Raw genomic sequence first — 22571 nt, 5'->3', positions numbered from 1 at the left:
TTATACAATATGATTTGGAATTTTTTGTCAACCCGCTAATCCTTTGAAAATCTGGCCGGCCGCTCTTTCCTTAAAAGGTGGAGTGTCTCGTCGAAAACATAGACGATCGGTTCGCCGGTCGGTATCTCCACTTCGACGATCTCCGCCGGTGTCAGATGCTCGATCGCCATCACCAATGCACGCAACGAGTTTCCGTGTGCACTGACGAGGAGATCCTTCCCGCGTGCAAGCTCCGGCGCAATCGCTTCTGCGAAGTAGTTTAGCACTCTTTTACGCGTCGCTTTGAGCGATTCGCCGCGTGGTAGTGACGAAGGATCGAGTTTTCGGTACTTCGGATCGTTTTCAGCGAGACGCGGATCGCCGTCTTGCAGCGGAGGCGGAGAGGTGTCGTAACCTCTTCGAACCGCCATGAACATCTCATCTCCCACCTCTTTTCTTATCGCATCTTTGTTGTGGCACTGCCATGCACCGTAGTGACGTTCGTTGAGCTTCCAACTCTTGATGCAGTCGATCTGCTCCCACTCCATCTCTTTCAGTGCCAACTGTGCCGTGTGAATCGCACGTTTGAGCCATGATGTGAAGCAGATGTCGGGGAGCAGATCGTGTTTCAGCAAGATCTCTCCTGCACGTTTCGCCTCTTCGATCCCCTCTTCGCTCAAATCGACGTCGGTCCAGCCGGTAAAGAGATTCTCTTTGTTGTAGAGGCTCTGGCCGTGACGCAGAAGAATCAGTCGTCCCATGATAGACACCTTTTTGAAATCGGCAGGTAAAACTTCGACAGATAATCCTTCATCATACGCCTTGCGCTGAAATTCGGCGCGACACTCTTCATCGCCTCTTTCATCATCCTAATCCATCCAATGGGAAGATTATTCTCGTCGAGTATGTAAAAAAGCGGAACGATCTTCTCTTCTATCGTATCGTAAAGCGCCGCGGCATCCGAATCGTCGCTCGAAACGTCGCCGCCGAAGGCCCAACCGTTTTGGCCGCTAAATCCTTCGGGCCACCATCCGTCGAGTGTCGAGCAGTGCAATGTGCCGTTGATACTCGCTTTCATTCCGCTCGTACCGCACGCCTCCATCGGGATGAGCGGATTGTTGAGCCAGACATCGCATCCGCGTACCAAATATTTCGCCACATTCTCCCCATAATCCTCCACGAAGGCGATGCGCCCCCGAAAACGCGGATCCTGTGCCGTTTTGAAGATACGCTGCAAAATCTTCTTCCCGGGGTTGTCGGCCGGATGCGCTTTACCGGCAAAGACAATCTGCACGGGACGTGAAAAGTTGTTGATAATCTTCTCGAGCCGATCGAGGTCATGAAGTATCAGGTCTGGCCGTTTATACGCCGTCATCCGCCTCGCGAAGCCTATCGTCAACACATCGGGATCGAGCATCACCCCTTCCGCCATCGCGACGAGGGGATCGATTCCCTCGTCCGACCACTTCCTGCGCACCCGCTCACGAATGAAGTTGACCATTCGTACCTTGTACGTATAGTGAAGGTCCCAGATTTTCCTCTCATCCAACTCGTCGATTCGAAGCCAGATATCGGAAACATCCTGCATGTTGAGCCAGTTCTCGCCGAGTGTTTTATCCAGTTCGTCGGTCAGCTCATCTCCCAGCCAGGTAGATAAATGGACACCATTGGTCACATAGTCGATCGCCTCGGCCGCACGCTCTTCACTCTCGAAAAGGTTCCGCCAAATCTTGCGGGTGACATCGCAGTGTTTCTTGCTGACGGCATTGCGATATTCGCACATATTGAGTCCGAAAACCGTCATATTGAATCCCGCCTGTGGCTTGTCCGGATTCATCCCAAAACGCATGAACTCCTCCTTTTCCATTCCCAGGCGTTTCCAGTAACCGCTGAAATAGTGGCTCATAAGATCGAAACTGTATACATCGGTGGCAGCCTGAAGCGGTGTATGGGTCGTAAAAACAGAACTTTTCTTTACCCGTTCGATCGCATCGTCCAGTGTCATCCCTTCATTCTCGATAAACGCCCGAACCCGTTCGAAAAGAGCGAAAGCCGGATGACCTTCGTTCAGATGCAAAATGGAGTATTCGATACCGAGCTCCTCGAGCACTCTGTAACCGCCGATTCCAAGCACAATCTGATGTCTCAGGCGCTGATTGATATCGGGAGCGTAGAGATGCGAAGAGATCTGCCGATCCCATGGGTCATTCTGTTCGATATCGGTATCGAGCAGATAGAGTGTGACACGCCCCACATTGATCTTCCACACCGCCGTATAGACGGGCGGATCGATGAAGGGGACCTGGATCGTCAAATGCTCCCCGTTCTCGTCGAGTACCCGCTCGATCGGCGCGGTATCTTTGTCGATCGATTCGTTGGCACCGTTCTGCCATCCATCACTACCGATGACCTGCCGCACGTAACCCTGGGGATACATGAACCCGATGCCAACCATCGGCAGTCCCATGTCACTCGACTCTTTCAGAATGTCACCGGCAAGAAACCCGAGACCTCCGGAATAGATGGGAACCGAATGGTGCAGGCCGTATTCGGCGCAGAAGTAGACGACGGGTAACGGCTCCTCTATCGAATAGAGTGTCTTGTCCTGCATATACTGATTGAAAAGCGCGTAGACATAACGGTATTCGCGCATGAAGCTTTCGTTCGAGGAGAGCGCGCGTATCTGTGACTCGGAAAGGGATCTGAGCAGTTTGATCGGATTCTGCTCGCTCTCTTTCCATAAATAACGATTCAAGAGTTTGAAAAGATTCTTTCCTCTCGGATTCCACGTCCACCATAGATTCAAAGCGATCTCACCGATCCCTTTCACTTCATCTGGAAGCTCCGGAATGACGATATTTGCCGATGGATCGTTTTGCATCATCGAGTTCTCCGAAAAAACGAAAAAGAGAGATGACCCGATCGAATCGTATTTTCAAACATACCAAACCTCCTTGATTGCAACCGATATCATGTATCGCCAGAAACATCGTCTGCAACACGGCATCGTGCGACTGGAAAGACGCCGAACGGAGCTGCAACTACATCCGGGATATTCAACCGTATGACACCATGCAGTACACAAAACCGATTTCCGACGATCGTTGACCACACTATTCCAACAACTGTCTAGCGATGCCCCGACGTCACTCTTTACCGGATTTGAGATAATTACCGAGCGTCATAAGGACGATACCATCGATAAAAAGGCTGATTCCGACAAACAGTCCCACCAGATAGAGAGAGCTGAACGGCCAGCCGACAAGAAAGATGAAAGAGAGGATCAACGAGAAAACGCCATTGACCAGCCAAAGCCACCATCCTTTCGCCGGTTTCATCGTAAATGCGAGTGCCGTGTTCCCAAACGCATCGAAGAGAAAATAGATCGCGAGCAGAAGGCCGACAGCAGCAATGCCCGGCAATGGTTTGACGATGATAAAAAGTGCGGTCGCAACGAGAATGAACGCTTTGAGCCATCCAAGCCAGTCGTTCTTGTCGGTCATCCAGGTAAAATAGCCGGACATCATACCGCCAAGAAGCAGCAACCAACCGACAAAAAAGATCGTCGCGAGTGACATCAACCCGGGAAAAAGAATCCCTATCAGGCCCAAAAGCATCATGACAATGCCCGCAACCTTCGCATTTTTGGCGACCTTCTGTCGTGTCTCCTCATCCATCTCAAGCCATATTTTCCACATCTACAATCCTTTCGGCATTAATTTTTGCCAACATCGTTTCTGCCACCTGTCACGTTTGATACAATTATATCCCAATCTTCACAATAGACCCTCTATTCGATCTTTCCAAGCCTCTTTTCAAGTTCCGGGACACTTCCCACCGTTCAAGGCCATACCAGGCCATCGCTTCGACATTATCTGCGCCTGCTGATCGATCGGGCTCAGTTTCCATTGTTTAAGCGGATCTTTTTTTCCGTGCTTCGAGCCGCCTTTCCTGCTCTTTCTTGCTGATATCCAGATAATATTTGAAAAAAATCATCTTCGAATACCTCAGCATCTGCTCGAAACTTCCAACCTCCTTCATAAAGAGTTTGTACTCTTTTGGAGTGCAAAACCCCATCACTCTTTCGATACCTGGCCGGTTGTACCAGCTGCCATTGAAAAAACGATTTCGCAACCATTGGGAAGGTGCGGAATACAGCGCTGGAAACACCACGACTTTTTGTCCCTGTCACTCGGTTTTCCAAGTGTTACGGCACGCGCCTCTCGCGGGCTCAAATACTCTATAAACCGCTTGATCGTGCCATCTTTGCCGGCAGCGTCGCGCCTTTAGAAAATAAGACAGACTTTGATCTCTTTTTTGTTCATTCACTTAAATCCACTCATTTAAAGGGTTTCGGGAGTAATAATGAAGTCGACATTTTCTAAATTACGAAAGTGGACGTTTCCCGCTCTCTTTCTGCAGAAAAAATATTCAAAGAAGTGAATCGATGTACGCTTCGACACTCATCTTCTTCTCATCGGCGGCGCGCTCGAGCTTTTCGAAGGTCTCAAACGGCAGATAGGTCACCATCCGTACATTCTCGCCATCCGCCCAGCGCATATCGTCGTAAATATCCTGCATTTCGATGCGTTTCTCTTTGGGAACAGGGGAGCGGATCGACTTGTATTCGACCAGTTCTCCGTTTTTATACACGCCGGAAATCTCGGCGAAGACCCAGTAGTACCCACGGTCTTTGCGCATATTTTTGACATATCCGCTCCAGTTTTCACCTTTTCGAATCGTCTCCCACAGATCTTTGAAGACCGATCTGGGCATATCGGGATGGCGAAGAATATTATGCGGCTTTCCAATCAGCTCCTCGGCACTGTAACCGGAGATTTTTGCGAAAGTTTCATTAACGTAGGTGATAACACCTTGCAGATCGGTTCGGGAAATGATGACCTCATCTTCAGGAACTTCCGTCTCGATGAACATATCGAATGTGATATCCATACTTACTCCTAAAAAGTAGTGTTCATGCATTATAACTTTTTTATGTTAAAGGAGATTTGATGCAGGTCAAAGGTTCAGGCGGCAGGAGAGCCACCCGTTATAGATAGTGGAGAGATCAGTGTGTCGAGACGAAATGCATCATATCGACGAGGCGGCAGCTGTAGCCCCATTCGTTGTCGTACCAGGCGATCACTTTGACGGTGTTTTCACCGACGACACGGGTCAGGTCCGGAACGTATGTACAGCTGTAGGACGAACCGATAAAGTCACTCGAAACGCGCTTGTCGTTGTCGATCTCGATGAGCCCCTTGAAGCTCTTCTCCGCCGCCTCTGCAAACGCTTCATTGACACTCTCGACACTCACCCCTTTTTTCAGGTTCACGGTCAAGTCGACGACAGAGACATCCGCAGTGGGTACACGCATCGCGAAGCCGTTCAGGTTGCCTTTGAGGTGTGGCATGACAAGACCGATCGCTTTGGCGGCGCCGGTGGATGTCGGAATCATATTCATCGCCGCGGCACGGGCACGGCGGAAATCTTTTTTATGTTTCACATCCAGAAGGTTCTGGTCGTTCGTATAGGAGTGGACCGTCGTCATCAAGCCGTTTTCGATACCGAATGCATCGTCTAGCACCTTGCAGACGGGGGCGAGTGCATTGGTCGTGCAGCTGGCATTGGAGACGATAGACTGACCGGCGTAGGTATCGGTGTTGATGTTCATGACAAAAGTGGGTGTATCGTCTTTGGCCGGTGCACTGAGAACAACCTTTTTGACACTCCCTTTCAGATGGTTCTGCGCCGTTTCCGTTGTCAGGAACACTCCGGTACACTCGGCGACCACATCGGCCCCGACCGAACCGAAATCGAGTTTGGTGATGTCCCGTTCGCTGAACATTTTTACCGGCTTGCCCGCAATCTCGATCGTCTCGTCATCGATCACTTTCGCGTCGATCCCTTTGTGTACGGTGTCGTATTTCAGAAGATACTCCAGCATCTCCGGTTTTGCCGTCGTATTGAGAGCGACCAGCTCCATATCGTCACGCTCCATCACTATCTTGATGACGCAGAGGCCGATTCGTCCCGTTCCGTTTACCGCTACTTTGACTGCCATTGATTCTCCTTTGAGATAAATATGTTTATAAAGATTATAACTTATGAACGCTTAAAACTGTTTCGGTTTGACGGGCGATTTCGAGCGCTTCGTCCGTTGGAATGACGAGTATCTTCACACCGCTTCCCTCCGTCGAGACGATATTCACATTTTTTCGGTTTTTTGTATCGTCGAGACAAATTCCCAGAGGCTCCAATCCTTCGCAAACCATTCGGCGGACCATGGCACTGTGTTCGCCTATCCCTCCCGTAAAAACAACCGCATCGACATTCCCGAGCAAAGCGGTATAGGCCCCGATATATTTTTTTATCCTTCGGGAAAAAATTTTCAATGCCGTCCGGGACGTTTTGTCGCCTGCTTTCGCCATCTTCTCTATGGTGCGTACATCATTGTGTCCGCATAAGCCTTTCAGACCGCTCTCCTTGTTGAGCAGCCTGTCCGCATCCATCCCCTCTTTTTGCATGAAAATCGGAATTTCCGGGTCGATATCGCCACTGCGCGTTCCCATCACAAGCCCTTCCAGCGGGGTAAACCCCATCGAGGTATCGACACTACGCCCCCGTTGGACAGCGCAGGCACTCGCACCGTTGCCCAGATGAAGCGTGATAAGATTGAGAGTTTCAGGCGCTCTTTTCAAATACTTCGCCGCCTCTTTCGCCACATACGCATGAGAGGTACCGTGAAATCCGTAGCGCCGTATTCCATATTTTTCATAGAGTGCCAAAGGAATGGCGTAAAGATAGGCTTCCTCTTCCATACTTTGATGAAACGCCGTATCGAACACCGCTACCTGCGGGATGTCGGGTATCAGCTTTCGCATCAGTTCTATACCCTGAAGATTGGCCGGATTATGAAGCGGTGCCAGCGGAATCAGTGCCCGGATCGCTTCGACGACGCGCTCGTCTATCTGTACGGGTTCGACAAACTTTTCACCGCCGTGGACCACACGATGGCCGACAGCATCGAGCTCATCGAACGCACGGATTTCACCATGCCCCGCCAGTTCTCTTTCAATTTCAAAGAGTGCGGTACGATGGTCTTTGGGGCCGTTTGGTTCACCGATATGCTCGATATTCCCTTCGACCCTCTTTCCCAGGTTCTCATAGAGGGCATATTTGAGTGAAGAACTGCCGGCGTTTAGAACCAGAATCTTCATGATTTTTGTGCCTGGATCGCTGTAATGGCGACGGTGCTTACGATATCTTCGACGCTGCAGCCGCGGCTCAGGTCGTTGACCGGTTTCCGCAGCCCCTGCAAAACAGGCCCGATCGCGATGGCTCCTGTCGCACGCTGTACCGCTTTGTAGGTGTTGTTGCCCGTATTGAGATCGGGAAAAATGAAGACAGTGGCACGGCCTGCCACTCTGCTGCCCGGCATCTTGCGCCGACCGACCTCCGGATCGATCGCCGCATCGTACTGCATCGGTCCTTCGATCAAAAGATCCGGACGCAACGACTGGGCGATCTTTGTCGCTTCGCGCACCTTTTCGACATCTTCGCCAACACCGCTTTCGCCGGTGGAGTAGGAGAGCATCGCCACAATCGGCTCGATTCCGAACGCTTTGGCCGTTTCAGCCGACTCGATCGCGATCTGGGCGAGTTCCGAGGGAGTGGGGTCCGGGACGATAGCACAGTCACCATAGACCAACACCCGTGTATCCAGGCACATGAAAAAGATGCTCGAAACAATATCGATACCGGGTTTTGTCTTGATAATCTGAAGCGCAGGCAGCACCGTTTCGCGCGTCGTGTGCGTCGCACCCGAGACCATTGCGTCAACCATCCCCTCATAGACCATCATCGTCGCGAAATAGGTCCAGTTCTTCATCGTATCCTTCGCTTCGTCCAGCGTGATCCCTTTGGCTTCGCGCAGTTCATAAAACTTCTGTGCGAATCTCTCGAGGTAGCCGCTCTCGAGCGGATCGACAAACTCGATTCCTTCCAGGTCGATTCCCAGAATCCCCGCGCGATCGAGAATCGAAGCTTTCTCACCCAGTATGACAATTTCGGCGAGATTGCGGCGAAAAATAATTTCCGCGGCCCTGAGAACCCTGTCATCCATACTCTCGGGCAGAACGATTCGCTCCTTTTTACGTGCAGCCCGTGCAAAGATACGATGCAAGAACATCGCAGGCGTCACAATATCGAGTTCGCTCTTAGCAAGTGATTTCTCGATCAGCTCCGTATCGACATATTTGGCGAAATGGCCTAGCGCGAGAGCGGTTTTCCTGCGATGTTTCGGCGTGATACGCGCCACCATCTTTTGTGCCTGCATCGCTATCTGCATCGTATCGAGCGGTACCTTTATAAGCACGATGCGAAACATCTCATCCGATGCCAGCAGCTGCAAAATGTTCTCTGCCGGATCCATCTCTCCGCCTATGACGACAGCCGAAGCACTCGGAAATCCCTTGGCCTGATTGGCCGCGAGAACCGCGAGAAGGATGTCCGAACGGTCCGAGGGTACGATCACCAGGTCGCCCTCTTCGAAATAGCGAAGAAAATGTTCCGGGCGCATCGCCGCGATCAGCGATTTGTTGATCGTCTGTTCCAATCGCCGCTCATCTTTCATATCCAAGATCTCGCCACCCGTCACCTCCAGCAGGTCCAGAACCGTCGGTTTGTCGATCTCCTCTTCATAGGGAATCGGAAAACATGGAACCCCTTTGAAAGGCTTCACGATATCCATATCACATGCCAGTGTCTGTTGGACATGGTTGATAAAAAAGGCGAAAGGTTTGAGCCCCTCCTCTTTCAAAACCCGCTCCCACAGCAGGATATCCTCCTGCGCCGCCTCCAGCGATTTGCCCCGGGCACTCACGACGCCGGCGACAGGAGAGGAGAAGTTTTTGGCAATGCGAAGATTCAGATCGAAATCCACCACCTCGATGAGATGCGGATCGAAAAATCCAAGACACAGAACGAAGTCGTAACGATCATGGAGGGACTCGAAACGGGAAATGAGGGTTTCATAAAGCTTTGCCTCTTCACCCCTCGCCAAAAAAACTTCGGCCTCGCTCGTACTTATGCCCTGGGCTTCTTCGGAGCGTTGGTCCATACCGAAAAGCGTGAGAACCGTTTCGATATCTTCCTCTTTTTCTTCCGCTGCAACGATCGGCTTGAAAAAGGCGACCCGCTTGAACTGGCGCTTTAGAATCTCCATCAGCCCCATCGAAACAAAAAGACTTCCGGCATGCGGCTCTTTGGAAATAACATAGAGTGAACGGGTATGCATCGTTCTCCTTTATAATATAACTGGTATTGCACAGTTTAAAATTTGCAAATCATTCTCTGAAAAAGCTCTTCAGTGTGGGCGAACGCCTTGAACACTTCTCTGAACTCATGGCGTTTTCGTTCTTCGAGCCGTGCCATCTCTTTGCGCAACGCTTCGAGAGCGGCAATCGTTTTGTCGTTATGCAGCTGCGGCAGCCTGCCCAATGCTTTGAGATGCTGGCGCTGCACTTCCAGATCCTGGTGCTCTCCCAAAACGGACTGGATGCTCTTGAGACGTTTGAGCATCGTCACATAGGCATCATGGTCGAAAACCGACGCGAAGAACTCCATCATATAGCGAAGTTTCTTCACGTCGATACGCAGAAGATGGTAGGCCTGTGCAGGCGATGAATCGTCAAGGGCATGCCCTTTTTTCAAAATACGTCTATAGCGTTTGAACAATACCCGTTTGAGTTCGATGATAACGGGACCTCTGCTGCGGACGGTAAGCGCTCCATCATCATCATGACGGCAAAAATCGAAAAGCGTATCGATCTCCCCGTTGAAATCGGGGCTCTGCAAAAAATCGACAAGTTCACGTCCGCTCTCTTCCGCACTCTCGACAAGATAGCGTTCCAATGCATCCAGACCTTTACGCAGATGTTTTGGGAGCATCGCTTTGTAATTGGGGATCGCTTCGAGATAGACATCGATGTCACGCCGCATGGAAGTTTTACGCATAAGCGTAGCGAGTTTCTGCCTCCGCTCGTCGCACCATATCGGATTGAAAAGCGGTTTCATCTGCGACAAAAGGGCTCTGAGTTTGCGCATCGCGACACGCAGCTGATGCAGCCTCTCGGGATCACTATCTCCCGCGAGAATGGCATCCCGGTTGGCTTCCACCGTTTTTAAAAGTGTATAAAACACCGTTTTTACGGCATGGGCACCGCTCTCGTAGGGCCCGAACGATATGGTGGTGGAAGCTTTCAGGAAATCTTCCCTACGCTCGATCTGTGCCAACAGCGAAGGCAAAGGGGTCTCGATGGAAGGAATTTGCATCGAACGCGACAGCGCCCCATTGGAAAAGGCTCTCTTTTCAGTCACTTCATCGACCACGATTTTTCCAAAAGGGTCGGGCAGTCGGAATGCGTTCGCTTCCGATTCATCTTCGAATTCCACTTCAAGCAGGTTCAACCCCTTCAATCTCTTTTTGAAACTGTCGACCTCGAAAACTCTTCCTTCGAACTCGACAATCCGCCGGGTCTTTTCGATGACGCCGCAACGGTTCTGACGCTCCGCTTTTTCAAATTCATCTTTGGAAATCTCTGTTTCGAACTCTTTCCTGACCATCCCGGATCCGTGTTTGACAGTTTTGATATAACGCTCTCCATATTGACGGTAGCGCACCATTTCGTTCCCATCGGACACAAGATAAAACTGTCTGATCCTGATCGACTTCCAGTGAAATCCCTCTTTCTTGAGAAATCTTTTCATGGAGCAGGGGTAAAGCAAAAATCTTCGTTCGATCTCATAATGTTTCATGTCGTTCATTTTACCACGGAAAGGTTACAAATTTACGTTATAATTATTTCACTGAACCTTTTTCGGTTATTCGAAAGTTCACGAGAAGGAAGAGAAAAAATAGAAAAGTTCCGCTATTTCCATCAACACTTTCCCCACCTTGAAATTGAACAATTGATCGAATATTATGCCGTTTTCGGCGGCCTTGAAAAACATGTATCGCTCAATTTCAGCGATACACTGCACCAATCGATCCGATCCAACATCCTCGATCGCTACCACTTTTTGAAGAGAAAAATCCTTCCCCCGGCGAGCCATGAAAACGAAAGCCGCAGGATGCTTCGTGCCGTTGCCGTCTCGGACGGTAAAACGATCAATGTTTTCAGACGTGCCCGCTTGGCGAGAGCGGAGGGGATGGCGACCTATCAATCGCTTCGACAGATCGGAATGCTTCACAAAGAGCTCTCGAGAGAAAAACCTTCCACCGTAACGCCGGGCCGGAAAAAGAGAAAAGAGGAGCGCCGCTACGTCGTTCAGGCGAAGATCAAGTTCACCCATCCATTCTACCGCTTCTGGTACACGTTCGTCGAGCCTCATGCAGCGGAGATCGAACAGGGTGAATTCGACCTCTTTTTCGAGTCACTCGAAATATCTTTCGACCGTTATGTCAGTTTTACCTTCGAAGAACTTTCCAATGCACTCATTAAACAAACCTTCGAGAAGATGGATCCTGTGTCCGAAAAGGGGACTTATTGGGACCGACACAACGAGTTCGACCTGCTTGCGAAAACCGAAGCCAACCGCATGATTATCGGTGAGTGCAAATGGAAAGGGCACAAAATATGCAAAAGCCTCGTCAGCAAACTCAAATCAAAATGTGAAAAATCGGGCCTGGCACCCGACTACTTCGCACTCTTTTCCAAAAGCGGTTTCAGCAAGGAGCTCAAAAGCTCCAACGATCCCTCGCTTTTGTGTTTCGATCTCAGTGATTTCGAAAGACTCCTGGCATGAACGAGTTCAAACTCCCCGCTTCCATGAAAGAGGATGAGAAACAGACACTTTTGTCACAACTCGAAAACCTGATCGAGCAGACCTACAGTGTCGAAAAAGAGTATATCACGCTCACCAGCTCCTACAATCAGCTGCAAAGCCTCATCAAACAGATCATCGAGGCGCTGCCGAACGCTTTGTGGGTCATAAACGAAGATGGTTCCGTCTTTTTGCAGAACAGTGAAGCGGAATCGCTGGAGGGGCTGCTTCAAATGCTCCCGCCACAGATCAAAGAGACGGAAGTCGCATTCGACGGACGCCACTTCCTGGTCAAATCGACTCACAACGAAGCGAAAACGATTATCAGCGCTACCGATATCACCGAGCAGAAACGAAAAGAGCGGCTTGCTTCGATGGGGCAAATGGCAGCACACCTGGCCCATGAGATCCGAAATCCCATCGGTTCCATCGCCCTGCTCGTTTCGTCACTGGCAAAACGGGTCGTTCCCAAAAACCAGCCGATTGTCGACGAGATTCGACGTTCGCTCTTTCGTGTCGAGCGGATCATCAAGACGACACTGATGTATTCGAAAGGGGTCCAGCCGAATCTGAGCAGAATTACACTCGATCGACTCGAACAGGAGTGCCGTGCCGCAATCGCATCCTACAGTTACACCAAAGAGATACATTTCCATTTCGACCTCTCCGACCATACGATCGAGGGCGATCTTGGCCTTTTGTCACTGGCACTGCAAAACCTTCTTTTCAATGCCATCGATGCGATCGAGGAGAGCGATGAAGATGAAGGGAGTGTGTGGATCAAAACGGAGGAAGACGAAGCGCACATGGTATTCACGATCGAAGACAGCGGTATACCGCTCGAGAATCCGGAAAACCTCTTTGAAGCGTTCCAGACCACAAAAACGAAAGGGAACGGCCTTGGGCTCGTTCTCGCGAGACAGATTGTCGAAGCGCACGGCGGGAGAGTCGAAGTGCAGAGCGCACCGAAACAGTTCAGGCTGTTTCTTCCGGCTTCAGGCTGAAGCGAGTATCTCGACCTCTCCCATCTGCCGCAACTGCGCTTCCATCTGTTCATTGACATAGATAGAAGACTCGATCTCGACTTCCTGAAGTTTCGAGCAGAGCAGAAGGCGCAGCGGTTTGCGCCCGGGATGGCTCTGTGCCAACCGGTAAATCTCTTCGAGGATTCGCATCTTCTCATGGTCGAGGTTGAGACGGATGACCATCGGCTCCTCCGGTTTTTCGAGCATTCGGGTCTCGACTTTCTCCCTCTTGCACGCTTTAAGCTCCATGATCTTGTGAACACGCATCCTGGTAAAATCGCCATCACGTGTAATGGAAACTTTGAAGCCGATCGGCTCGTCCAGATCCATTTTTTCCAGCTGCTCCAGCTGCCGCTCGAAGAGGGTGATTTCGATGTTGCCGTGAAAATCCATCACATTGGCGATACCGAATTTGTTCCCCTTCTTGCTGATCTTCGTCGTCACCTCCTCGACTTTTCCGATCAGAAGCGCACTCGATCCGTCGGCGATCTGGTCCATGTCGGAGGAGAGCGTGTAGTCGATCTTGGCCAACTCTTCGCGGAACCGGTCAAGCGGATGGCCTGAAACGTAGAATCCCAGCGACTCTTTTTCGAGCTCGAGTATCGCTTTTTGGTCATACTCCTCCATTGGGACGATATCGACCTTGATATTGACCATCTCCTCGTCGTCGCCGAAGAGCGAACCGACCGCCATCTGCTGCGCCCTCGCCGACTCGTGCATCGCTTCGATAATCGCATCGATCGACTCCAACAACGCACGGCGGCTGTAACCGAACCCGTCGAGCGCTCCCGCCTTGATCATCGATTCGATCACCTTCTTGTTGACCTTCTGCGTATCGATGCGCGAGACGAAGTCGTCGAGCGACGTGAAAGGCCCCTCCTCCCTGGCGGTAAGAATGGCATGGACCGCCGCATCTCCGACCCCCTTGATGGCACCGAGCCCGAAGAGAATCACTTCATTCCCCTCCGCATCGTCGCTGTCCGGCGTGAACTCGAGTGCCGAACGGTTGATGTCGGGAGCCAGAAGCTTGATTCCCAGCCGTTTCACCTCATCGATGTATTTGACGACCTTGTCGGTGTTGTCCTTTTCGCTCGTCAGCAGTGCAGCCATAAATTCGGCCGGGTAGTGCGTTTTGAGCCACGCCGTCTGGTAGGTGACCATCGCATAGGCGGCCGAGTGGGACTTGTTGAAACCGTAGCCGGCGAACTTTTCGATCAGGTCGAAAAGTTCCGCTGCCTTGTCGTAGTCGAGCCCCTGCGCTTTCGCACCCTGCGCAAACTCCTCTTTATATTTTTGCATCAGGTCGAATTTCTTCTTACCCATCGCACGGCGGACGATATCCGCTTTGCCGAGGCTGAAGCCACCGATCGTCTGGACGATCTGCATGACCTGTTCCTGGTAGACGATGACGCCGTAGGTGGGTTTGAGAATCTCCTCGAGCTGCGGGAACATGTAGGTGATCTCCTGCCGCCCGTGCTTACGTTCGATAAAATCGTCCAGCATACCCGACTCCATCGGACCCGGACGATAGAGGGCCAGTACCGCGACGAGGTCTTCGAAGTTGCCCGGTTTTAGCTTGGAGTTGAGCTGCTGCATCCCGCCCGATTCGATCTGGAACATTCCGACCGTTTCGCCGCTTTGAATCGTCTCGAACACTTTCGGGTCGTCCATCGGCATGTTGTCGAGGTCGACATCGACGTTATGACGTTTTTTTACCAGTTTGACGGCATTGTCGATGACGGTCAATGTCTTGAGGCCGAGGAAGTCGAACTTGATCAGGTCGACATCTTCGAGAAAGTTGAGCGAGTATTGCGTAACCAGCGTCTCTTCGCCCGAAGGTTTGTAGAGCGGCGTCTTGTGCCACAACTCTTCGTTGGAGATAACGACGCCCGCGGCGTGCATGCCGGCATTTCTCTTGAGCCCTTCGAGGGAGAGCGCAAATTTCCAGACGCGTGCGGCGGTCGGGTTGCTTTCGATCAACTCGCGCAGTTTGGGCTCTTTTTGATAGGCACCCGGCTTGAACCCTTCCGTCCCCTCTTTCCCCTTTCCGTTAAGCGTGATCCCGAGTTCGTCGGGAATCAGTTTCGCCATCTTGTCCGCCTCGGCATAGCTGACGCCGAGCACGCGCGCAACGTCGCGGATGACACCCTTGGCCAGCAGCGAACCGAAAGTGATGACCTGGGCCACGTTGTAGCGGCCGTACTTCTCGACAACGTAATCGATGATCTCCCCGCGTCTTGCCTGACAGAAGTCCATATCGATATCGGGCATGCTGACGCGCTCGGGGTTGAGGAATCGTTCGAAGAGCAGGTCATACTTCATCGGATCGATATTGGTAATCCCCAGCGAGTAGGCGACGAGGCTGCCCGCAGCCGACCCCCGCCCCGGTCCCACCGGAATTCCGCGTTCTTTGGCTTCCCGGACGAAGTCCCAGACGATTAGCATGTAACCGGGAAATTTCATCTGGTTGATAATCTTCATCTCGGTCTCGAGACGTTCCCTATACGCCTCGTGTTTCGAGGGATCGACAAACTTCAAACGCTCCTCGAGCCCTTTTCTGCACTCGAGAACGAAGAGCGCCTCGTCATTGGCGAAACTGTTTTCCACATCGGGTTCAGGCACTTCGAAACCGACTTTGGCGGCGTATTCTCGGGCGAATTTGAAGTTCGGCGGTGTCGGGTTGCCAAGGTCGAGCTCCAGATCACACTTGTCGGCGATCTCCTGCGTATGCTCAAGCGCTTCGGGGATATCGGCATAGAGCGCGGCCATCTCTTCGGGCGATTTGAGGTAGAACTCGTGTACCGAATGGCGCAGGCGGTTTGGATCGTCGTAGAGTTTGTTCATCGCGATACACATAAAGGCTTCGTGTGCTTCGGCATCATCCGGATAGAGATAGTGGGTGTCGTTGGTCGCGACGATCTTGATGCCGGTCTCGAGACTCAGCTTGAGGACCTGTTCGTCGATCGCATGCTGGTCACCGATGCCGTGGCGCATCAGCTCGAGGTAGAAGTCATCGCCGAAAATCTCTTTATACTCCAGCGCGACCTCTTTGGCCCGCTCGTACCCCTGCGCGCCGAATTTGACGTTTCGCTCGCTCAGGTTCATGTGCCAGTTCACTTCACCCTGCAGGCAGGCCGAAGAGCAAATCAACCCCTCGCTGTGTTCACGCAACAGTTTTTTGTTGATACGCGGATAGTAGTAGAAACCGTTGATGTAAGCCTGTGAACTGAGGTACATCAGATTTTTGTAACCGATTTCGTTTTTGGCGTAGAGGCAAAGGTGGAAGCGCTGACGGGTACTTTTGTCACCGAGATCTTCTTGGTTGTGAAGATACGCTTCCATTCCGATGATCGGCTTGATGCCCTCACGTTTCATCTGCTGGTAAAAATCGATCGCGCCGAACATGTTGCCGTGATCGGTGATGGCGACCGAATCCATGCCAAGCTCTTTGAGGCGGCCGGCAAGTTTCGAAATCTTGTTCGCGCCGTCGAGCAGCGAATATTCGGTATGCAGATGCAGATGGGTAAATCGCGGTTTCATACACTCTCCTTAGATTGATAGAGTTTATCCTATTACCATTTAGAACGGGCTAAAAAGGGTGCCGTGAAAATCCAAGCGCTATAAATATTTAAGTTTTTTCCAAAATTGACCGATCTGGTTTAAAGAGTCCATTCCAAAAGGATAAAAGATGCTGGATATCATTATGTTCGGTGCCATTGCGCTCATGCTGATGATCGTGATCGGCCTACTTGTCGTCATTCTCAAAGAGCACCGCCATGGTGACAAATCATTCGATCTCTATCTGAAACAGTCACAACGGGAGCTTCGGGAAGATGAAGAAAAGAGGGTCGCGGAACCGAAAAATTTTCCGACAGAAAAGATGCCACAGGAGATCGAGCGATCCGAAACAGCGAGACAAGAGAGTAGGGAGCGACGAGGTCCCCGAAGAATCGAACCACTTGTACAGACTGATAAGTCAGAAGAGACTCCAAGCGGGAACAGAGATGTTTCCTCCGCCACGACGTCACCTGTCATAAAACTCGCTGAACCCTGCGAAATAGAGGAAAACGTTTCATCCGAAATGGAGCGTAAGCTGATCGAGGAGATAGAAAAGAGAGGCTATGGAAGTTTCAGCCATGCCCGTCTTGTCGAAGGAATGGGTTTGAGTCCCGAAGAAGCGGACGAGTTCGTCATAGAACTGATCCATCAGCTCGAAGATGCCGTCAACCAGATCGAGGAGTCGATGAAGGAGAACGCCTTCGAAGAGATCGAACATATCACCCATGGGGTGAAAGGTGCCGCACTGAATATCGGGAACGGCGGTGTCGCCGAGCTTCTCGTGGACTTCAATACCTATATGAAAAGTGGTCGAGATCCACAGATCGTCAGAGCGTATCTAAACCGTCTCAAACAAGCCATAAGCGATTTGAAGGTAGAATATTCACAAGTCGCTTAAAGGTTTGATAGATGGGGAAACGAAACATTGTTCTGATCGGATTCATGGGTGTCGGAAAAGGTGCACTGGCGAGGGAGATCGTCAGGCATGAACCCGCTTTGTACGCTCTCGATACCGATGACATGATCGAAAGCCTCACCAACACCAAGATAAAGAAGATTTTCGCGACAGCCGGAGAAGCGGCATTCAGGGCACTCGAACAGAAAACCGCCGACTGGCTCGCCGAAAACGTCACAAACGCCGTCATCTCCACTGGCGGAGGCTTCTACAAAGTCGACAATCTCAAAGCCATCGGAACCGTCGTCTATCTCCAAGCGGATTTCAACTGGATCGTCGAGCGCATTCTGGGCGCACACAATGCAAAGAAAAAATTGAAAAAACGCCCGCTTTTTCAGGATCTCGAAAAAGCGAAAAAACTCTTCGACGAGAGGTATGAAGCGTACGAAAAGGTCGCGGATATCGTCGTCGACGTAAGCAAAGGCGATCTTGAAACGATTGCCGAAGAGCTCCTGAAAGAGGTGCGATAACCGCACCTCTCTTTTTCAACAGTAGTCTGCCAGCAAGCCCTCTTTGAGCTGTTGGTAGGTCTCTTCGCCCACCAGTTTTCGTACGATGGCCAGGCCGAAACAGATGGCCGTGCCCGGTCCGCGTGACGTCATGACGTTACCGTCGATAACGACCTTCTCGCTATCGGTATATCCCTCTTTCCCGATCTGCTCTTCGACACTCGGGTAACAGGTATAGTGTTCGCTCAACACGCCTGCTTGTTTCAGGGCGAACGGTGCCGCGCAGATCGCACCGACGATCTTCTCTTTCGCCTGCATATCGCGAAGAAGCTGTTGAACCGTTTCATTTTCGGCAAGGACGTGCGTTCCGCCCCATCCGCCGGGAAGAACGATCATATCGAGTTCGTCCGCTATCACGTTTTTGATGTCGGTATCGGCTTTGACGGTAATTCCGTTGGCGCCGGTCACGAGATCTTCATTGACACCTGCAACGACCACTTCGATGCCACCACGCCGCATGACGTCGATAAGACTGACAGCTTCGATCTCTTCGAAACCCGCTGCCAATGGAACACAAACTTTTGCCATGATTGACCTCCTGCATCATTTTTCGAACGACTGTAGGACGCATAGCGTCCGTACTATCAACTACTTCACTTTATCGAGATACTTGCCTTCGGTTGTATCGACACGAATCTTGTCACCTTCGAGAATATGATAGGGGACCTGAACGACCGCACCCGTTTTGAGTGTAGCAGGCTTTCGGCTTCCGCTCGATGTATCGCCTTTGAAGTTCGGTGGTGTTTCGACCACTTCAAGCTCCACGACCTGTGGAAGCTCGACTGTGATCGGTTTTCCGTTATGGAAAAGGATATCGACAGTGAATCCTTCATCCATGAATTTGATGACATCTTCACCGACTTGTTCATGCGTCAAGCCAATCTGCTCATAGGTGGTTGTATCCATAAACTGCAACATCTCTCCATCGTCATAAAGATACTGCATCGTCTTCTGCTCGAGGTTCGGCGTCTCGAACTTATCGCCGGCATGGACAGTCTTTTCAATCACACGTCCAGTCGAGAGCGATTTGATCTTGATACGTACGAAAGCTGCACCTTTCCCCGGTTTGACATGCTGATACTCCGTAACGCGGTAAGGTTGTCCGTCAATCTCGAGTCGAATCCCTTTTTTCAGGTCGCTCATGCCGATTGTTGCCATTGTAACTCCTAAGAAAAATTTACAATTATTTTATCTAAAAAAACTTGGAGAAAAGGTAAAACATCAGGGAAAGAAGGATAGAGAAGAGAATGGAAGTGGTGATCGGAAAGTAGAACGTGAAGTTCTCTCTCCGTACCACGATATCGCCGGGCAACTTACCGACGACTGTGACAAAAAGTCCAAAAAGGATCAGGACGATACCCAATCCTATGATATAACGTCCTGCATCATGCACAGGCGATCCTCTTTTTATTTGTCAAAATCCATCGCTTTGGCTCGGTACATAAGAACAGGAATAAAGATCAGCGATACAATGACAGCGGCCACGGTACCTGAAATGAGTGCAACACCGAGGCCGCCGAAGATTGGATCGCTCGCAAGCAGTGCCGAACCGAGAATAATCGCGATGGCGGTCAACATGATCGGTTTGGCCCGTGTCGCACTCGCAACGGCAATGGCATGCTGCTTGTCGAATCCCTTCTCAGCCATCAATGCCTTGGCGAAATCGATGAGCAGAAGGGAGTTTCGCGAACTGATACCCATCAGGGCGATAAAGCCTATCAACGATGTGGCCGTCAGGAAAAATGTATGTTCCGTCACGAGGTCGGCAACCCAGTGACCAATGATAACCCCGATAATGGAGAGGAAGCTACCTGCTAGCACGATACCGCTGATGGTGAAATTTTTGTAATAAACGACAAGCAACAGGAAGATCAGAATAAGCGCCGCGATGAAAGCCGCGCCAAGGTCTCGGAATGTATCGAGTGTCACTTTCATCTCGCCATCCCATTTCAGATCGAAGATCTCACCTGTTTTTTTGTCCTTCAGACGAAGATTGAAAAGGTAATCGGTCGTCGTGATCTCATACTGACTTGAAAGCTCTTCCATGATCCTGCTTCGTGCATCGAGCAGTGGATAGACCTGTGAGACAAGATCGGTCTCCGCCGTGACATTGATCATACGACGCAGATTCTTCTGCATGATTGTCGGAGAGGCGTCCACCTCCTTGATCGTGACGACTTCGCTCATTGGAACCAGCAACCCTTTCTGATTCATAAGTTTCAGTGATGCGAGTTTGCTCTGAAGCGCCGCTTTGCTGTGGTCGCGAAGACGTCGTGTCTTGTCGCTGAGGCGTACAAAAAGCCCAATCTGATCGGGATAGTTGCGACTGTTTTTATGTGCGATAACCATCCCCTCGAAAGCGAGATAGAGTATCTTGTTGACCTGTTCGACACTCAGGCCGGATCGGGCGATCTTGTCGGCATTGGGAATCAGTTCGAACTTTTTGTAAGGATCGTCAGCCATGATATCGATATCCACCAGTCCATCCGTCGATTTGAATATCTTTGCGATCTTTTTACTCAAGGCATAGGTACTCTCATGGTTCCTTCCGTAGATTTCGGCAACAACGGCAGCCAGAGTTGGCGGTCCGGCCGGTTGTTCGATCATCTGGATGACGGTATCTTTTTTGATCGCTTCGCAATTGCTCTTGATGATGGGACGCAAACGGTGTACCATCATAAATGAGGGCTCTTCCCGTTCGTGTTTGTCCGTCAGATTCACGACAATTTCCGCGACATTTTCGCTATTTTTGAATGCCGAGCCTTTTACCAGGCCCGCATAGTCGAGAGGGGCTCCCTGCCCAAGATAAACCTCCGTATCGGTCACTTCACTCTCTTTTTGCAAAAACGAAACCACACACTCGCTGATTCTCCGTGTCTCCTCGATCGAACTGTCGGTCGGAGCATTGACATAGATAGAGAATGTGTTGGCACTCTTGCCCGGCAGCATCTTGGCCAACACTACTTTCGTAGGCAGCATCATAATCGATCCGGCAAGTGCGACAAGTGTCAAAAGAATGACGGTCCACTGCTTCTTTTTCGATCCCAAAATATTAAAAACGAACTGTTCGAACCGTTTCATTCGGCACCTCCTTCTACCCGTTTTTCATCTTTTTGCCAATGGTGGTGATGGTGGTGCAAATGCGGTTTTTTGAGCAACCTGCGCCCAAGATACGGTGTAAAGATATAGGCGACGATCAGTGAAGCCACCAACGCAACCGGAACGTTGGCGGGAATCGGTTTCATAAACTGTCCCATCATCCCTCCGACAAACGCCATCGGAACCATCGTCAGTATGATCGCGAGTGTCGCGATATTGGTTGGCGCACCGATCTCGTCGGTCGCCTCGACCATGATCTCATCCATATCTTTGTCAACGGCGTCATGGGAATGCAGATGACGGTGGATGTTTTCGATCACGATAATCGCCGCATCAACCAAAAGCCCCAGCGAGAGCAGAAAGGCAAAGAGTGTGATACGGTTGATCGTCTGCCCCGTCAGATAGGCAATAAAAAGTGTAATCGCGAGAATCGCCGGAACGGTGAACGTAACGATGAGCGACTCTTTCCATCCGAGGAAAAAGACGAGCATGACCGAGATAATGACGATCGTGATGAGAATGTGGTCCACCAGTTCGTTGACCGCATCGTTGGCGCGCTTTCCGTAGTCGCGTGTTATCGTAAAACCAACACCCTCCTTTTCAAGGCGTGGTTTGTACTCCTGCATACGCGCTTTTACCTCATCAGCGATCACGACAGCATTGGCACCGGCCAACTTGCCGAGTGTCAATGTGACCGCACGATTGAGAGGGGTAAAAGCATTGCCCTTTCGTTCTGTAATCTCGACACTTTGAAAGTTCTGTATATCGTTACCTGCACTGATTTTCGCGACGTTTTTCAGATAGATCGGTGAACCCATATATTGTGCTACGATGAGATTTTCAACATCACGTACACTCTCGATGGCATTTTTGATGCCGAAAATGACAAGTTTGCCCTCTTGCGTGCGCCCTTTGACATCGGGAACGTCCACGGCCAACGCTTTGATCGCCTGAACGATCTGGCCCAAAGAGAGATGGTATCCAGAAAGTTTTCCAAGATCGACTTCGATATTGTACTGCTCTTTGCATCCGCCCTTGATTTCTGTCTTCGAGACGCTGTCGATTCGATTGAGATCCTGCTGTATCTCTCTTACGATCTTGAAGAGTTCGGTATCGCTGATGGGGGCATTCTCTTTTTTATAAAAGGTGATCGCCATAATCGGAATATCGATATCGACATCGAATGGCTTGACAAGTGGCTGCATTGCCCCTTTGGGAAGCAGATTCATGTTTTGCATCACTTTATCGTAGAGATTCAGATTCGCTTTCTCTCTATCTTCACCGATGTAGTACATAACATTCACGACACCAACATTGTCCATGGCAATTCCATAGATGTGTTCGACCCCTTTGATCTCACGAATCTTTCTTTCGAGCGGATTGACGATAATATTTTCAATTTCCCGAGGTGTCGCGCCCGGCATAGGAACGATGATCGTGCCGCCGGCAACGGAGATTTGCGGATCCTCTTCCCGTGGCATAATTTCGAGCGAAATATATCCGATCAACAACAAAAATATACCGAGAATCGGTGTAAGCGGATTGTGCAGAAAACCGCGTGCGAGCTTTCCTGCAACATCCTGCGGCTGATAGCTTTTACTCTCTTGCATCTGCAACCCT

At 50.8% G+C, this 22571-nt stretch carries 19 protein-coding genes and 1 pseudogene; 5 read left to right on the top strand and 15 right to left on the bottom strand.

Annotated elements, in window-relative coordinates:
- Positions 1-35: 35 nt before the first annotated feature.
- Positions 36-740, bottom strand: coding sequence for a 2,3-bisphosphoglycerate-dependent phosphoglycerate mutase (locus tag QUD54_RS11195; protein ID WP_286336813.1), 705 nt, complete (start codon positions 738-740; stop codon positions 36-38).
- On the bottom strand, positions 728-2863 hold the full coding sequence (gene glgP, locus QUD54_RS11190; protein WP_286336812.1) for an alpha-glucan family phosphorylase: 2136 nt from the start codon (positions 2861-2863) through the stop codon (positions 728-730). Before glgP ends, QUD54_RS11195 begins: the two co-directional genes overlap by 13 nt.
- Before the next feature lie 74 nt (positions 2864-2937).
- Here glgP and QUD54_RS11185 point away from each other — a divergent pair, with 74 nt between their 5' ends.
- A complete protein-coding gene (locus QUD54_RS11185; protein WP_286336811.1) occupies positions 2938-3087 on the top strand; it encodes a hypothetical protein in 150 nt (49 codons plus the stop codon).
- A 38-nt stretch (positions 3088-3125) separates the two neighbouring features.
- Here the strand turns inward: QUD54_RS11185 and QUD54_RS11180 are convergent, their stop codons facing one another.
- The 7 genes and pseudogenes from QUD54_RS11180 to QUD54_RS11150 form a co-directional block, all read right to left on the bottom strand.
- On the bottom strand, positions 3126-3677 hold the full coding sequence (locus tag QUD54_RS11180) for an HdeD family acid-resistance protein (RefSeq protein WP_286336810.1): 552 nt from the start codon (positions 3675-3677) through the stop codon (positions 3126-3128).
- A 214-nt stretch (positions 3678-3891) separates the two neighbouring features.
- A pseudogene (locus QUD54_RS11175) lies at positions 3892-4214 on the bottom strand (hypothetical protein).
- Positions 4215-4410: 196 nt separating this feature from the next.
- Complete coding sequence (locus QUD54_RS11170; protein WP_286336809.1) at positions 4411-4932, bottom strand: PAS domain-containing protein; 522 nt, start codon at positions 4930-4932, stop codon at positions 4411-4413.
- A gap of 115 nt (positions 4933-5047) precedes the next feature.
- The gene (gene gap / locus QUD54_RS11165) at positions 5048-6043 is read right to left on the bottom strand and encodes a type I glyceraldehyde-3-phosphate dehydrogenase (RefSeq protein ID WP_286336808.1); all 996 of its coding nucleotides are present in this window, start codon (positions 6041-6043) and stop codon (positions 5048-5050) included.
- 34 nt (positions 6044-6077) lie between these two features.
- The gene (locus tag QUD54_RS11160; protein ID WP_286336807.1) at positions 6078-7199 is read right to left on the bottom strand and encodes an acetate/propionate family kinase; all 1122 of its coding nucleotides are present in this window, start codon (positions 7197-7199) and stop codon (positions 6078-6080) included.
- On the bottom strand, positions 7196-9277 hold the full coding sequence (pta, locus tag QUD54_RS11155; RefSeq protein WP_286336806.1) for a phosphate acetyltransferase: 2082 nt from the start codon (positions 9275-9277) through the stop codon (positions 7196-7198). Before pta ends, QUD54_RS11160 begins: the two co-directional genes overlap by 4 nt.
- A gap of 35 nt (positions 9278-9312) precedes the next feature.
- Positions 9313-10797 carry a CYTH and CHAD domain-containing protein gene (locus tag QUD54_RS11150; protein WP_286336805.1) on the bottom strand — a complete coding sequence of 495 codons (1485 nt, stop codon included), beginning with the start codon at positions 10795-10797 and terminating at the stop codon, positions 9313-9315.
- A 153-nt stretch (positions 10798-10950) separates the two neighbouring features.
- On the opposite strand from QUD54_RS11150, the gene QUD54_RS11145 reads away from it, so the two are divergent.
- On the top strand, positions 10951-11787 hold the full coding sequence (locus QUD54_RS11145; protein ID WP_286336804.1) for a DUF234 domain-containing protein: 837 nt from the start codon (positions 10951-10953) through the stop codon (positions 11785-11787).
- Positions 11784-12809, top strand: coding sequence for a sensor histidine kinase (locus QUD54_RS11140; RefSeq protein ID WP_286336803.1), 1026 nt, complete (start codon positions 11784-11786; stop codon positions 12807-12809). Before QUD54_RS11145 ends, QUD54_RS11140 begins: the two co-directional genes overlap by 4 nt.
- Here QUD54_RS11140 and dnaE read toward each other — a convergent pair.
- The gene (gene dnaE / locus QUD54_RS11135) at positions 12801-16370 is read right to left on the bottom strand and encodes a DNA polymerase III subunit alpha (RefSeq protein WP_286336802.1); all 3570 of its coding nucleotides are present in this window, start codon (positions 16368-16370) and stop codon (positions 12801-12803) included. The two genes, QUD54_RS11140 and dnaE, sit on opposite strands and share 9 nt — an antisense overlap.
- A gap of 148 nt (positions 16371-16518) precedes the next feature.
- Here dnaE and QUD54_RS11130 point away from each other — a divergent pair, with 148 nt between their 5' ends.
- Positions 16519-17286: an Hpt domain-containing protein gene (locus QUD54_RS11130; RefSeq protein WP_286336801.1), complete on the top strand. Its 768-nt coding sequence runs from the start codon at positions 16519-16521 to the stop codon at positions 17284-17286.
- Positions 17287-17297: 11 nt separating this feature from the next.
- Positions 17298-17813, top strand: a complete 516-nt coding sequence (locus QUD54_RS11125; protein WP_286336800.1) for a shikimate kinase — start codon at positions 17298-17300, stop codon at positions 17811-17813.
- A 15-nt stretch (positions 17814-17828) separates the two neighbouring features.
- On the opposite strand, the gene QUD54_RS11120 is transcribed toward QUD54_RS11125, so the two are convergent.
- From QUD54_RS11120 to QUD54_RS11100, 5 genes are read right to left on the bottom strand one after another with little or no spacing between them, the layout of a single operon-like run.
- Positions 17829-18380, bottom strand: coding sequence for a DJ-1 family glyoxalase III (locus QUD54_RS11120; RefSeq protein ID WP_286336799.1), 552 nt, complete (start codon positions 18378-18380; stop codon positions 17829-17831).
- 60 nt (positions 18381-18440) lie between these two features.
- Positions 18441-19010: an elongation factor P gene (gene efp, locus QUD54_RS11115; protein WP_286336798.1), complete on the bottom strand. Its 570-nt coding sequence runs from the start codon at positions 19008-19010 to the stop codon at positions 18441-18443.
- Positions 19011-19044: 34 nt separating this feature from the next.
- Positions 19045-19245: a DUF2905 domain-containing protein gene (locus QUD54_RS11110; protein ID WP_286336797.1), complete on the bottom strand. Its 201-nt coding sequence runs from the start codon at positions 19243-19245 to the stop codon at positions 19045-19047.
- 14 nt (positions 19246-19259) lie between these two features.
- The gene (locus QUD54_RS11105; RefSeq protein WP_286336796.1) at positions 19260-20933 is read right to left on the bottom strand and encodes an efflux RND transporter permease subunit; all 1674 of its coding nucleotides are present in this window, start codon (positions 20931-20933) and stop codon (positions 19260-19262) included.
- A complete protein-coding gene (locus QUD54_RS11100) occupies positions 20930-22561 on the bottom strand; it encodes an efflux RND transporter permease subunit (protein WP_286336795.1) in 1632 nt (543 codons plus the stop codon). Before QUD54_RS11100 ends, QUD54_RS11105 begins: the two co-directional genes overlap by 4 nt.
- Between the last annotated feature and the right edge of the window lie 10 nt (positions 22562-22571).

This window comes from Hydrogenimonas cancrithermarum (genome assembly GCF_030296055.1).
GTDB classification, from domain to species: domain Bacteria; phylum Campylobacterota; class Campylobacteria; order Campylobacterales; family Hydrogenimonadaceae; genus Hydrogenimonas; species Hydrogenimonas cancrithermarum.
The sequence above is the reverse complement of the archived record's forward strand: the minus strand, read 5'-3'. Positions and strand labels throughout refer to the sequence as shown.

What these genes read in the sequence shown, in the direction of transcription:
- QUD54_RS11195 (WP_286336813.1), bottom strand. Translation starts at nt 740, where the DNA reads ATGGGACGACTGATTCTTCTGCGTCACGGCCAGAGCCTCTACAACAAA.
- glgP (WP_286336812.1), bottom strand. Translation starts at nt 2,863, where the DNA reads ATGATGCAAAACGATCCATCGGCAAATATCGTCATTCCGGAGCTTCCA.
- QUD54_RS11180 (WP_286336810.1), bottom strand. Translation starts at nt 3,677, where the DNA reads ATGTGGAAAATATGGCTTGAGATGGATGAGGAGACACGACAGAAGGTC.
- QUD54_RS11170 (WP_286336809.1), bottom strand. Translation starts at nt 4,932, where the DNA reads ATGGATATCACATTCGATATGTTCATCGAGACGGAAGTTCCTGAAGAT.
- gap (WP_286336808.1), bottom strand. Translation starts at nt 6,043, where the DNA reads ATGGCAGTCAAAGTAGCGGTAAACGGAACGGGACGAATCGGCCTCTGC.
- QUD54_RS11160 (WP_286336807.1), bottom strand. Translation starts at nt 7,199, where the DNA reads ATGAAGATTCTGGTTCTAAACGCCGGCAGTTCTTCACTCAAATATGCC.
- pta (WP_286336806.1), bottom strand. Translation starts at nt 9,277, where the DNA reads ATGCATACCCGTTCACTCTATGTTATTTCCAAAGAGCCGCATGCCGGA.
- QUD54_RS11150 (WP_286336805.1), bottom strand. Translation starts at nt 10,797, where the DNA reads ATGAAACATTATGAGATCGAACGAAGATTTTTGCTTTACCCCTGCTCC.
- QUD54_RS11140 (WP_286336803.1), top strand. Translation starts at nt 11,784, where the DNA reads ATGAACGAGTTCAAACTCCCCGCTTCCATGAAAGAGGATGAGAAACAG.
- dnaE (WP_286336802.1), bottom strand. Translation starts at nt 16,370, where the DNA reads ATGAAACCGCGATTTACCCATCTGCATCTGCATACCGAATATTCGCTG.
- QUD54_RS11130 (WP_286336801.1), top strand. Translation starts at nt 16,519, where the DNA reads ATGCTGGATATCATTATGTTCGGTGCCATTGCGCTCATGCTGATGATC.
- QUD54_RS11125 (WP_286336800.1), top strand. Translation starts at nt 17,298, where the DNA reads ATGGGGAAACGAAACATTGTTCTGATCGGATTCATGGGTGTCGGAAAA.
- QUD54_RS11120 (WP_286336799.1), bottom strand. Translation starts at nt 18,380, where the DNA reads ATGGCAAAAGTTTGTGTTCCATTGGCAGCGGGTTTCGAAGAGATCGAA.
- efp (WP_286336798.1), bottom strand. Translation starts at nt 19,010, where the DNA reads ATGGCAACAATCGGCATGAGCGACCTGAAAAAAGGGATTCGACTCGAG.
- QUD54_RS11105 (WP_286336796.1), bottom strand. Translation starts at nt 20,933, where the DNA reads ATGAAACGGTTCGAACAGTTCGTTTTTAATATTTTGGGATCGAAAAAG.
- QUD54_RS11100 (WP_286336795.1), bottom strand. Translation starts at nt 22,561, where the DNA reads ATGCAAGAGAGTAAAAGCTATCAGCCGCAGGATGTTGCAGGAAAGCTC.